Genomic DNA, 12109 nt, shown 5'->3' on the forward strand with positions numbered 1-12109 from the left:
CGGGAGAAAACGATGCAAGGTGTCAAACGCAAACTGGTGTATGTCACCGCTTATGAAATCATCGGCATGGCGATCTCGGCGCTGGGGCTGGCGCTGCTGTCGGGCCACGCGCCAAGCAGCACCGGGCCGCTGGCGGTGGTGATCACCACCATCGCGGTAAGCTGGAACTTTATTTACAACTATTTATTCGAGTGGTGGGAAAGCCGCCAGGCGTCGCGCGCCCGCACGCTCAAACGCCGCATTTTGCACGCCGTCGGCTTTCAGTTGACGTTGGTAGTGTATCTGATCCCGCTGATCGCCTGGTGGATGGGCATCACGCTGTGGCAGGCGCTGCTGCTGGATATGGCGTTGATCGTCATCATTCCTTGTTATACCTTCGTGTTCAATTGGGCATTCGACAAGCTGTTCGGCCTGCCCGCATCGGCCCTGCCGGCCGGCGAATCGGCCTAAGACTCGTTACGCGCCCACCGACCCGCTGCTGATGCCATTTTCTGCGCGGGTCGCCATTTCCTTTCCCCTTATTTCTCACCGCGAAATATAAGAACAACACCCTGTAATTTGCACGGTAATTATTATTTTGTGATTTTAATCACTTTTTATTCCTCGATATTTCCGTCTTGATAAAACATCACATCTTTTTGAATAATATATCCTTTTATATTTGGATTAAAAAATAAACACACTTGTTCACGTTTTATGCGCAGTATTTTTTGCCACCATTACGGAGAAAAGGTAGCATGCTTCGCCGTTATTTTAATGATGGCTGTATACACAATAAACAGCGGAATGATGCCACGACCTCATTCTCATGACGATTGGTCATAGCAATCGTTTGCTCTCGGTAAGAGCAGGGTTAACATAGACAGGTAAACAGGACGGATAATGCACTCACAAAAACAGTCTGCGGATGAAAAACACGCCGCCAGAAGACGCTGGCTAGACTCTCATGAATCCGGTTATCACAAAAGCATGGGCAACCGGCAAATCCAAATGATCGCCATCGGCGGCTCCATCGGCACCGGCTTGTTCCTCGGTACCGGCGGCCGTCTCGAACTGGCCGGGCCGGCGCTGGCGCTGGTCTATCTGGTGTGCGGGATCTTCTCTTTCTTCATCCTGCGCGCGCTGGGCGAACTGGTGCTGCATCGCCCTTCCAGCGGCAGCTTCGTTTCTTACGCTCGCGAGTTCCTCGGTGAAAAAGCCTCTTACGTCGCCGGTTGGATGTATTTCCTCAACTGGGCGATGACCGGCATCGTCGACATCACCGCCGTGGCGCTGTACATGCACTATTGGGGCACCTTCGCCGACGTGCCGCAGTGGCTGTTCGCCCTCGGCGCGCTCGGCATCGTCGCCACCATGAACATGATCGGCGTGAAGTGGTTCGCCGAGATGGAGTTCTGGTTCGCGCTGATCAAGGTCGCCGCCATCGCGTTGTTCCTGATTGTCGGCGTTGTCTTCCTCGGTACCGGCACGCCGGTGGCCGGCCACACCACCGGCATGCACCTGATCACCGAAAACGGCGGCATGTTCCCGCACGGCCTGCTGCCTGCGCTGGTGTTGGTGCAAGGGGTGATCTTCGCCTTCGCCGGCATCGAGCTTATCGGCACCGCCGCCGGCGAGTGTAAAGATCCGGCCAAAATGATGCCTAAAGCGATCAATAGCGTGATCTGGCGTATCGGTCTGTTCTACGTCGGCTCCGTGGTGCTGCTGGTGCTGCTGCTGCCGTGGAACGCCTATCAGGCCGGCCAAAGCCCGTTTGTCACCTTCTTCAGCAAGCTGGGCGTGCCTTACATCGGCACCATCATGAACATCGTGGTGTTGACCGCCGCGCTGTCCAGCCTCAACTCCGGCCTCTACTCCACCGGCCGCATCCTGCGTTCGCTGGCGATGGGCGGCTCCGCGCCGAAGCTGATGGCCAAAATGAGCAGCCAGCAGGTGCCTTACGCCGGCATCCTGGTCACCTGCGGCATCTACGTGATCGGCGTGGTGCTCAACTACCTGGTGCCGTCGCAGGTGTTCGAGATCGTGCTGAACATCGCCTCGCTGGGCATCATCGCCTCCTGGGCGTTTATCATCGTTTGCCAGATGCGCCTGCGCAAAGCCGTGCGCGAAGGCCGCGCTCAGCCGGTGTCGTTCAGAATGCCGGGCGCGCCGTTCACTTCGTGGCTAACGCTGGCGTTCCTGCTGATCGTGGTGGTAATGATGGCCTTCGACTACCCGAACGGCACCTGGACCATCGCCACCATTCCTGTGTTGGCGGTGCTGCTGACGCTGGGCTGGTTCGGCCTGCGCAAACGCGCGCAGGAAGTGAAGCTGGAACAGCAGGCTCACGAAGAGCAGAACCCGCACTGAATCGACAAACCGCCCTCCGGGGCGGTTTTTTATCCGCTATAACCGCCCGTAGAACGTCATTCTGGCGCTTTCCGACAGCATCACGTCCGGCTGCGCATTGTAGGCCAGCACCACCAGCATGCGCGTGGTGTCGCCTTCGGTCGGCGTCACCCGGTGCATGGCGTTGCGCCCGCGAAACAGCACCAAATCCCCCTCCTCCATCGCCAGCTGTTTGACCGCCCGCTCGCCGTCCAGCACCTGCGTGACCCCGGCATAGTTCATCTCGCCGCGATCGGCGTCGCGCAGGTTCTCCACGTATTCGAAGCGCCCGCCCGCCTGCGGTTTCTGGATCAAGAGCGTGATGGCGAACGAGGAGTTGTCAAAATGCCAGCCCAGCTCCTGACCGGTGTGGGCATAATGCAGGTTGATCGACGACAGACGATCGGCGTAGGGATAGAGCTGCGCCTCATCCAGCACCGCACAGAGGAACGCGCGAAACGCCGGAGCGTCGTACAACGCGCGCAGCGGCGACTGCGGCGGAATATCTTCGTCGGTAATGCAGCCCTTGGACGACACCACCAGCCGGTTGCGCGCATGCTCGGCCGGCAGCGCGTCGTCCTGCGGCCGTAGATACACGTTGTGTTTGCTGGTGGCGTAAAACGCCGCATGGTGCTGTTCGGCGCCTTCCAGCCGCACCGTCGCCAGCGCGGCTTCGCGCAGAAATCCCGGCAGCACCAGCGCGCCGGCGCGCGCCAGCGTTTGCCGGCAGCGGACGCGGAACGCGGCGTCGTCGATGGGGTGGGCGGACAGATCGATAATATCGGCAAGTTGCGGCATGACGTTCCCCTCGTGTGCGAAAGCCGGATGCCTCCCACTGTAGCGAATGCCGCATTGCCGCCATAACAAAAATACGTTATGGATAAGCTAACGAATACTTAGCGATAAGCCCTGCTCATGCACTCACCGTCCCGTGCGCGCTTGCCCAAGCTGAGCGCCATTCTGGCGTTCGAAACCGCCGCTCGCACCGGCAGCCTGGCCCGTGCGGCTGATGCGCTGGCGCTGACCGCCGCCGCCGTCAGCCAACAGATCCGCCAGCTCGAACAACATCTGGGCATCACGCTGTTCATTCGCGCTAAAAGCGGCGTCACGCTGACCGAACAGGGCGCGGACTACCTGGCCTACGTGCAGGAGGCGTTTGAAACGCTGCGCGTGGCGCAGCAACACGTCGAACGCCAGCGCGGCAAACAGGCGCTGACGGTGTTCGCCCTGCCGGCGCTGGCGTCTAAATGGCTGAATCCGGCGCTGGGCGACTGGCTGGCGCAGTGCCCCGACGGCGATCTGCGGCTGCACGCGACCCATGCGGCGGTCGATTTCGCCCATTCGGCGGCGGATTTCGCACTGTGCTTCGGCGATCAGGATTACCCGCTGCTGGAAAAGGTGCAGCTGTTTCAGGATCGGGTGCAGCCGGTATGCAGCCCGGCGCTGCGCGATCGTGGCGACTGGACGCAACTGCCGCTGCTCCACGTCGACTGGGGCAAGGAGAGCCAGTTTCTGCCGGGCTGGCACGAATGGTTCACCGCCGCCGACCGTTCGCCGCCGCCGCGCCGCGGGCTGACCTATAACCTGACTTCGCTGGCCATCGACGCCGCCGTGCAAGGACGCGGGGTGCTGCTCGGCCAGCGGCGGCTGATCGCCCGTGAACTGGCGGAGGGCCGGCTGGTCACCCTGGCCGAACCGGCGCTGCCGCTTAGCAAGCCCTACTACGTGGTTTACCCGCCGCGCACGCTGGAAAAACCCGGCGCCGCGGCGTTTTTGGGCTGGCTGCGGGAACTGGCTCAACGCTCGGCATAACGTTCAGGTTTTGGCCATCAGCTCGCCCAGCAGCAGGTTGGTGGCGCGCGGTTGGTACACTTCATTGCCTGCACCGGGGGTGAGCGTCAGCTCGCCGATATAGAGCCTGTCTTGCGTCAGGTAGAAATCGACCCGGCAGTAGTCCAGATCGGCGGCAACGGCTTGGGCGACCTCAATCATCTCATCCCAAAAGTCAGGCTTCGCGTGCAACGTGTTGATCTGGGGAATATCTTTCTGGGTAAAAAAGCAGTGATGCGCATGGCGGTCCAAAAACTCCAGCGACGTCGGCTCCGGGCCGCCCCGCAGCAACTCCACGAACAGATAAGGCTGGCTGCCGTTAAAAACATGCACTTTATAGTCGATCAATTCACCGTCGCGTTCGATGTCCAACAGGTTTTCAACCACAATTTGCAGTGGGATCTTCGCATAGTGCTTCTCACGAAAGCGCTTCCAATACGTTATTTTTGACCATTTCTTGAGAGTGCTTGCAATCTCATCATAACTCACTCGCGTTTTATCTCTGACAATCTTAACTTGCTGCGAGGCATTATTTGTTTTGATAACAAAAGATTGAGGCAACGACAAATAGTCTTGCTCAGTGAAGTTCTCCGTTATCATGATGACCGGCGTTAGGTATTTTTCCGAAACGCGACTGGATATATAATCCCTCACCGCCACCTTGTCCGCCAACAGGCTGAACTCTTCGCGCGGGTAGCGCATTCTGTGGTAAATCCTTTCAGAAAAACTTTTAGGATTCAAAAAGTTGACAAAGCTTCCGTGAACAGAATAATGCGACAGCTGATAATAAATAAAGTCAGGCGAAACCTTATAGAGGTATTTTACGAATTTTCTCATTCCGTTGATTCATCCATTAACCCAACATAACAAAAGACCCAGCTAAAGTTTAAATGCAATTGACTTCAATTGTAAAATATAAAAAGCCTTGGTGATTATTAAAGGATAAAAAACGGAATAATCCTATATCATAAGGTATTCAGGGAAGCGTCAGTGAAACTAAAGATCATAGACTTCAGCATAATAAGAAACGCTTCCTGGATGATAGCGGAAAAGACGGTATCAATCCTCGGCGTTATATTCATCACCGCCTACATGGCCAAATATATTGGGCCGGAAAGCTTCGGAAAGATTACCTTTGCCACGGCGATTTTCGCCATTACCCAAACGTTGGCGCTGCTGGGGTCGGACACCATCCTCTTCAAACGCATTAGCCGTAATCCGCGCTCCGGCGCAGCGCTGATGTTCTCCACCAACCGGCTGAGGCAAGCCTGTTTCCTGGCCTTTTCTGCGATCATCTTGCTTTATACCGGGCTGCGGGAAGACTTCACGACCTTTTACTTTTGCGCCGCCACATTCCTGGCCTCGTTTTTTTCACTCAAAGACGTCTTCGCCATTTACCATGACGCCCGGCTGGAATCGCGTTTCAATACCCTGGCCAACGTGGCCGGCTTAGCCAGCGCATTGTTGGCTCGCTGGCTGATCGTGTTTTTTGATCTGCACCTGTACTTTCTGGCCATCCCTATCGTGATGGTGTACCTCATCCCCTATCTGATCCGTCATCACCTTTATCATCGCCGCCATCCGGGCTTTTCGGCCCCCGGCCGTATTCGGCGCAAATATGTGCGCTATCTGCTCGCCAGCGGCCTGCCGTTGGCGGTATCCAATGTTTCCATCGCCATCTATACCCGGCTGGCGCAGCTGTTTTTGATGTGGTTCGTTTCCGCCGCGGTGCTGGGCATTTACTCGGTCGCCATTACCCTGGCGACCGCCTGGATGTTCGTTACCGATGCCGTCATCACCTCGTTCTTCGCGAAAATATTCGCCTATCGGCGCGAAGACGCGATGCGCGCCGCGGCCAAACTGAATGGGTTGGTGCTGGCCATCGCCTTAGCCATCGTCGCCGGGATCGTTTGGCTGGGCAAACCGGTCATCGCACTGTTGTACGGCGAGCAATACCTGGAGGCCTATGCCGCCATGGGGGTGTTGGCCGTCGCCACCCTGCTCTCCGCCCTGGGGACCGTGGCCTATAAATACATCGTGCTGTTTTCCGGTTACGGCTTCCTTTCCCGCAAAATGTTGTTGGTGTTTATCATTAACATTCCCCTGTCATACGGCCTGATTCGGCAATACGGCATGATGGGCGCCGCTTACAGCACCTTGCTGACCGAACTGCTGTCATTGACCATACTCAACTATCTCTTTCAGCGGGGTGCCGTACTGAAAATGCATCTGCGCTCACTGAACCCGGCGCTTTACCTAAGACGCCCGTCGGGAAAGTAATCCGGCTGCCGAGGCGCAGCACGTAATGCGCTCACAAACGCCGCAAAGCCCGCTATTTTAAGCCTACTTTTTCTCATGCGAGACACCCTGTGGACACCCAACGCTACCTGCAGCATATCGGCTTTACCGGCGTCGCCCGCCCCGATCTCCCCACGTTGCAACAGCTGCACCATCGCCACATGCTGAGCGTGCCGTTCGAGAACCTGAGCATTATTTATCATCAGGGTATTCAGCTGGCGCCCGAAGCGCTGTTCAACAAAGTGGTCGAGCGTAACCGCGGCGGTTTCTGTTATGAACTGAATACACTGTTCGCCCTGCTGCTGCGGGAGATCGGTTTCAGGGTCAGCTTTATCTCCGGCGAGATCCGCGCGCGCGACGGCCATTTCGGCCCGCCCTACGACCATCTGGCGCTGCGGGTGGATCTGGCGGGCCAGGCCTGGCTGGTGGACGTCGGTTTCGGCGATTCCTTCCTGACGCCGCTCAAAATCGTCGTTGCCGAGCCGCAACCGCAGGCCAGCGGCACCTTCCACCTGGAGCGGGAAGGCGAATATTACCTGCTGGAACGCCGCAACGGCGACCAGCGCTCGCATGCCAAAACCCTGTATCGCTTTACCGTTCAGCCGCGCGAACCGCATGAATTCGATGAGATGTGCCACTTCCACAGCACCTCGCCGCAGTCGCACTTCACCCAGCGCCTGGTGTGTTCACGGCCGACCGAACAGGGCCGGGTGACCCTCAGCGACATGAAGCTGATCGTGACCGAAGATCACCAACGCCACGAAACGACGCTGCATTCGGAAGAGGAACGGCGAGCCGCGCTGTGGCGGCATTTCGCCATCGATGTGGATCGTTGACGGCGCGGGCGGCGTCCTTTTATTACGATTCTGTTACATCGATTGCATAACCGCGCTTGGCTGATTGCCAGCATCGCGGCGGCAGGCATCATAGGATCATGATTCGGCAACAGAGTGCGAAAAATGATCCGTGTGATACTGGTCGATGACCATGTGGTGGTGCGCTCCGGCTTTGCGCAATTGCTCAGCCTCGAAGCAGACATCGACGTGGCGGGGCAATACAGCAGCGCGGCGGCGGCCTGGCCGGCGCTGCTGCGCGACGACGTCAGCGTCGCGGTGATGGACATCGCCATGCCGGATGAAAACGGCCTGAGCCTGTTGAAACGCCTGCGGGCGCAGAAGCCGCAGTTTCGCGCGATCATACTCAGCATTTATGACTCCCCCACCTTCGTGCAGAGCGCGCTGGATGCCGGTGCCAGCGGTTATCTGACTAAACGCTGCGGGCCGGAAGAGCTGGTGCAGGCGGTGCGCTCCGTCGATATGGGCGGCCATTACCTGTGCGCCGACGCGCTGCGGGCGCTGCGCGGCGGCGAGCAGCCGGCCACGGCGCTGGAAGTGCTGACCCCGCGCGAGCGCGAAATCTTCGAGCTGCTGGTCAAAGGCGACAGCGTAAAGGAGATCGCTTTCAAGCTCGATCTCAGCCATAAAACGGTACACGTACATCGCGCCAACGTCCTGGGCAAGCTGCAGTGCAACAGCACCATCGAGCTGGTGCATTTCGCCCTCGATCATCAGCTGCTGGCGGGGCATTGATGTCACTCCGCTCACGGCGCTGGGTTATCTCGCTGTTTATCCTGTTGGCCTGGGGCAGCGGCTGGCTGATGCTGTGGACGCTCGGTTTCTATCTGACCCACAACGGCAATCAGGCGGCGCTGTTTCTGTCTCACGGTGTCTATCTCGCGCTGCTGATCTTGCTGGCGCGCCGCTATTGGCCCGCCCTGATAATACCGCCGGTGCTGCTGCTGTTCTGGCTGCACGGCGAACGCCTGCTGAGCGGCTATGGCCTGCTGGCCGCGCCGTTCATCACCCTGCTCCCGGCCGCGCTCGCGCAGCGATTCTGGCGCCGTTTTCCGCTCTACTGGCAACGGCTGACGCTGCTGCTGGCCGCAGTGACCGCCGCCTCGCTGCTCAATACCGCCCTGCTGTCGCCTTTCGCGCAGAGCCCGGCGATGCTGCTCGGCCTGGCGTCGTTTACCGGCGGTGTTTTGTTGACCCCGTTCGTCTACCTGATCTTTGAATTTCTGCGCCAGCAGCACCGCTACCATCTGCTGGGGCTGGACACCGCCAACCCGCCGCTGCGCGCGTCCTTAATCATCTGGTGCAGCCTGTTTTTCGTTATCGGCATCGGTACGCAGATGGTGCTGTCGCCGGAAATCGAGCGCCTGCTGCTGATCGTGGTGTTTTTGCCGAACGTGGTGATGGCGTGGAAGTTCGGTTGGCAGGGCGGCGTGCTGTCCGGCCTGCTCGGCAGCATGATGATCACTATCGCGCGGCAGGTCGGCGTGGGGTTCGGCAATCTGGTCGAGCTGGAAATCTTTCTGGCGACGCAGGCGTTGCTCGGCATCGGTCTGGGCATCGCCATCAGCCGTCAGCAGCACCTGGCGCAAAACCTGCACCACTATCGCCGACGCCTGGAAGAAGAGTTGGCGGCGCGGCGGGCGTTGACCGAAAAACTGATCCACACCGAAGAAGACACGCGAAAGAACCTGGCGCGCGAGCTGCATGATGAAATCGGCCAGAACATCACCGCCATTCAAATTCAGTCGCAGCTGGTCAAGCGGGCGCGCGATCCGGCGCAAACCCAGGCCGCCGCGAACCAGATAGGCGATCTCGCCCGGCGCATTCATCACTCCACGCGCCAGCTGCTGCGCCAACTTCGCCCGCCCGCGCTGGACGAGCTGGCGTTCAAAGACGCGCTTCACCACCTGCTGAGCGAATTCGCCTTTAGCGAACGGGGCATCCGTTGCCGTTTCGACTACCGCCTGACCGACACGCCCGCCGGCGAGACGGTGCGCTTCACCCTCTACCGGCTGCTGCAAGAGCTGCTCAACAACGTGTGCAAACACGCCGAGGCCAGCGAAGTCGCCATCGTTTTGTATCAGCAAGGCGCCATGTTGCACCTCGAGGTACGGGACAACGGCGTCGGCATCCATGCGGGCAACGCGCCGGGCTTCGGCATTCAGGGAATGCGCGAACGGGTCAGCGCGCTCGGCGGCGAACTGACGCTGGAAACGCAGCGCGGCACCCGGGTAATTGTTAACCTGCCCACAAATTTGCAACAAACCGCCGACTAACTAGGAAAAAGTCTTAGCCACTCCGGACTTTATCTCATCCCCTTTCCTTTTCACCTTCTTATAGTCAGCACCAGGGAGGCGGCTATGCAAGCACGCTCAGCATCTGAAATCGATCATCGTTACCGCGCGCTGCGCCCGCGGCTGCTGCTGTACATGGTCATCGGGTACGCCGCCTTTTACCTGACGCGCAAAAGCGTGAATTACGTGCTGCCGGCGCTGCAAACGGATTTGGGGCTGGATAAAGGAGACATCGGCCTGCTCGGCTCGCTGTTTTATCTGAGCTACGGCCTGTCGAAATTCGTCGCCGGGTTGTGGCACGACGGCCATGGGCAGCGCGGGTTTATGGGGATCGGCCTGTTCGCCACCGGTTTGCTGAACGTGGCGTTCGCCTTCGGCGAATCGCTGACGCTGCTGCTGGCGGTCTGGGCGCTGAACGGCTTCTTTCAGGGCTGGGGCTGGCCGCCCTGCGCGCGGCTGCTGACCCACTGGTATTCGCGCAACGAGCGCGGCTTCTGGTGGGGCTGCTGGAATATGTCGATCAACCTCGGCGGCGCGATTGTGCCGCTGATCAGCGCCTTCGCCGCCCAGCGCTGGGGCTGGCAGGCGGCGATGTTGATCCCGGGGGCCGTCAGCATGGTGCTGGGCATCTGGCTCACGCGGCAGCTGACAGGCACGCCGCAGGAAGAAGGCCTGCCGTCGGTCGGCCAGTGGCGCCACGATCCGCTGGAGCTGCGCCAGGAACAGCAAAGCCCGCCGATGGGGCTGTGGCGAATGTTGCGCACCACGATGCTGAAGAACCCGATGATCTGGTTGCTCGGCGTCTCTTACGTGCTGGTCTACCTGATCCGCATTGCGTTGAACGACTGGGGCAACCTGTGGCTGACGGAAAGCCACGGCGTCAACCTGCTCAGCGCCAATGCGACAGTGATGCTGTTCGAGATAGGCGGCCTGCTCGGCGCGCTGTTCGCCGGCTGGGGCTCGGATGTGCTGTTCGGCGGGCAGCGCGCGCCGATGATTTTGCTGTTCACGCTCGGGCTGATGGTTTCCGTCGCCGCGCTGTGGCTGGCGCCGGTGCATCACTACGCGCTGCTGGCGGGCTGTTTCTTTACGGTGGGCTTTTTTGTCTTCGGCCCACAGATGCTGATTGGCCTCGCCGCCGTGGAATGCGGGCACAAAGGCGCTGCGGGCTCCATCACCGGCTTTCTCGGCCTGTTCGCCTATCTGGGGGCGGCGCTGGCGGGCTGGCCGCTGTCGCGGGTCATCGAAGGCTACGGCTGGTCAGGCATGTTCAGTTTGCTGTCGATCGCCGCTGTTCTTATGGGTTTATTGCTGATGCCGCTGCTGATGGCGAGCGTTACCACCTCTACCGAGAGAAGGATAAAACAATGAAAAAAACGTGGGTCACTACCCTGATAGCGTCCGGCATCGCGCTGGCGACCCTGAGCGGCGCCGCGTACGCCAAGGGCCGCCTGGTGGTCTACTGCAGCGCCACCAATGAAATGTGCGAAGCGGAAACCAAAGCCTTCGGCGAGAAATATGACGTGAAAACCGCGTTCATCCGCAACGGTTCCGGCAGTACGCTGGCGAAAGTGGACGCCGAGAAGAAGAACCCGCAGGCGGACGTCTGGTACGGCGGTACGCTCGATCCGCAATCCCAGGCCGGTGAAATGGGGCTGCTGCAGCCGTACAAATCGCCGAATCTCGACCAGGTGATGACGCAATTCCGCGATCCGGCCAAGCTGAAAGGCAACTACTCCTCGGCGGTCTACGTCGGCATTCTCGGCTTTGGCGTCAATACCCAGCGCCTGAAAGAGAAAAACCTGCCGGTGCCCAAGTGCTGGAAAGACCTGACCAAGCCGGAATACAAAGGCGAGATTCAAATCGCCGATCCGCAAAGCTCCGGCACCGCCTACACCGCGCTGGCGACCTTTGCCCAGCTGTGGGGAGACGATCAGGCGTTCGCTTACCTCAAACAGCTGAACGCCAACGTCTCGCAGTACACCAAATCCGGCATAGCCCCGGCGCGCAACGCCGCCCGCGGCGAAACGGCGATCGGCATCGGTTTCCTGCATGACTACTCGCTCGAAAAGGAACAGGGCGCGCCGCTTGAGCTGATCTCGCCGTGTGAAGGCACCGGCTACGAAATCGGCGGCGTCAGCATCCTCAAAGGCGCGCGCAACCTCGACAACGCCAAATTGTTCGTGGATTGGGTGCTGTCGAAAGAGGCGCAGGAGCTGGCGTGGAAGCAAGGCAAGTCCTATCAGATCCTGACCAACACCACCGCCGATACCTCGCCGAACTCGCTGAAGCTCGACGACCTGAAGCTGATCAACTACGACATGGACAAGTACGGTTCGACCGAGGTCCGCAAGGCGCTGATCAATAAATGGGTCAGCGAAGTCAAGATGGGTAAATAAGCCCACATTCTGCGCCTGTTGCCGGGTAAGCCTCACGGCTTGCCCGGCCTGAACATCCGGGAAACTT

The 12109-nt window shown here is 59.4% G+C and carries 11 protein-coding genes; 9 read left to right on the forward strand and 2 right to left on the reverse strand.

The window, feature by feature from the left end:
- Nucleotides 1–12 precede the first annotated feature (12 nt).
- Entirely contained in the window at nt 13–450 is a 438-nt protein-coding gene (locus tag ITX55_RS08455; RefSeq protein ID WP_072628137.1) for a PACE efflux transporter, read from the forward strand.
- Between the two features lie 432 nt (nt 451–882).
- The gene (gene ansP / locus ITX55_RS08460) at nt 883–2349 is read left to right on the forward strand and encodes an L-asparagine permease (protein ID WP_033642262.1); all 1467 of its coding nucleotides are present in this window, start codon (nt 883–885) and stop codon (nt 2347–2349) included.
- Between the two features lie 36 nt (nt 2350–2385).
- Here ansP and ITX55_RS08465 read toward each other — a convergent pair whose 3' ends face one another.
- Complete coding sequence (locus ITX55_RS08465; protein ID WP_047025660.1) at nt 2386–3165, reverse strand: 2OG-Fe(II) oxygenase; 780 nt, start codon at nt 3163–3165, stop codon at nt 2386–2388.
- 117 nt (nt 3166–3282) lie between these two features.
- On the opposite strand from ITX55_RS08465, the gene ITX55_RS08470 reads away from it, so the two are divergent.
- Nucleotides 3283–4179, forward strand: a complete 897-nt coding sequence (locus ITX55_RS08470; protein WP_033652376.1) for a LysR substrate-binding domain-containing protein — start codon at nt 3283–3285, stop codon at nt 4177–4179.
- A 3-nt stretch (nt 4180–4182) separates the two neighbouring features.
- Here the strand turns inward: ITX55_RS08470 and ITX55_RS08475 are convergent, their stop codons facing one another.
- On the reverse strand, nt 4183–5034 hold the full coding sequence (locus ITX55_RS08475; protein ID WP_223084996.1) for an ATP-grasp fold amidoligase family protein: 852 nt from the start codon (nt 5032–5034) through the stop codon (nt 4183–4185).
- 153 nt (nt 5035–5187) lie between these two features.
- Here ITX55_RS08475 and ITX55_RS08480 point away from each other — a divergent pair, with 153 nt between their 5' ends.
- The 6 genes from ITX55_RS08480 to ITX55_RS08505 all read left to right on the forward strand — a co-directional run bounded on the left by ITX55_RS08480 (nt 5188) and on the right by ITX55_RS08505 (nt 12042).
- Entirely contained in the window at nt 5188–6477 is a 1290-nt protein-coding gene (locus ITX55_RS08480) for an oligosaccharide flippase family protein (RefSeq protein ID WP_223084997.1), read from the forward strand.
- A gap of 89 nt (nt 6478–6566) precedes the next feature.
- Nucleotides 6567–7331: an arylamine N-acetyltransferase gene (locus ITX55_RS08485; protein ID WP_108680304.1), complete on the forward strand. Its 765-nt coding sequence runs from the start codon at nt 6567–6569 to the stop codon at nt 7329–7331.
- 123 nt (nt 7332–7454) lie between these two features.
- Nucleotides 7455–8084 carry a response regulator transcription factor gene (locus ITX55_RS08490; RefSeq protein WP_033642255.1) on the forward strand — a complete coding sequence of 210 codons (630 nt, stop codon included), beginning with the start codon at nt 7455–7457 and terminating at the stop codon, nt 8082–8084.
- Nucleotides 8084–9625, forward strand: a complete 1542-nt coding sequence (locus tag ITX55_RS08495; RefSeq protein ID WP_172756004.1) for an MASE1 domain-containing protein — start codon at nt 8084–8086, stop codon at nt 9623–9625. The genes ITX55_RS08490 and ITX55_RS08495 overlap by 1 nt, the downstream gene beginning before the upstream one ends.
- 60 nt (nt 9626–9685) lie before the next feature.
- The gene (uhpC, locus tag ITX55_RS08500; protein WP_226772964.1) at nt 9686–11014 is read left to right on the forward strand and encodes an MFS transporter family glucose-6-phosphate receptor UhpC; all 1329 of its coding nucleotides are present in this window, start codon (nt 9686–9688) and stop codon (nt 11012–11014) included.
- Nucleotides 11011–12042 carry an ABC transporter substrate-binding protein gene (locus ITX55_RS08505; RefSeq protein WP_047025665.1) on the forward strand — a complete coding sequence of 344 codons (1032 nt, stop codon included), beginning with the start codon at nt 11011–11013 and terminating at the stop codon, nt 12040–12042. Before uhpC ends, ITX55_RS08505 begins: the two co-directional genes overlap by 4 nt.
- Nucleotides 12043–12109: the final 67 nt, after the last annotated feature.

Origin of the sequence: Serratia sp. EWG9 (genome assembly GCF_019913725.1) — a bacterium.
Lineage (GTDB): Bacteria > Pseudomonadota > Gammaproteobacteria > Enterobacterales > Enterobacteriaceae > Serratia > Serratia ureilytica.

What these genes read in the sequence shown, in the direction of transcription:
- ITX55_RS08455 (WP_072628137.1), top strand. Translation starts at nt 13, where the DNA reads ATGCAAGGTGTCAAACGCAAACTGGTGTATGTCACCGCTTATGAAATC.
- ansP (WP_033642262.1), top strand. Translation starts at nt 883, where the DNA reads ATGCACTCACAAAAACAGTCTGCGGATGAAAAACACGCCGCCAGAAGA.
- ITX55_RS08465 (WP_047025660.1), bottom strand. Translation starts at nt 3,165, where the DNA reads ATGCCGCAACTTGCCGATATTATCGATCTGTCCGCCCACCCCATCGAC.
- ITX55_RS08470 (WP_033652376.1), top strand. Translation starts at nt 3,283, where the DNA reads ATGCACTCACCGTCCCGTGCGCGCTTGCCCAAGCTGAGCGCCATTCTG.
- ITX55_RS08475 (WP_223084996.1), bottom strand. Translation starts at nt 5,034, where the DNA reads ATGAGAAAATTCGTAAAATACCTCTATAAGGTTTCGCCTGACTTTATT.
- ITX55_RS08490 (WP_033642255.1), top strand. Translation starts at nt 7,455, where the DNA reads ATGATCCGTGTGATACTGGTCGATGACCATGTGGTGGTGCGCTCCGGC.
- ITX55_RS08495 (WP_172756004.1), top strand. Translation starts at nt 8,084, where the DNA reads ATGTCACTCCGCTCACGGCGCTGGGTTATCTCGCTGTTTATCCTGTTG.
- ITX55_RS08505 (WP_047025665.1), top strand. Translation starts at nt 11,011, where the DNA reads ATGAAAAAAACGTGGGTCACTACCCTGATAGCGTCCGGCATCGCGCTG.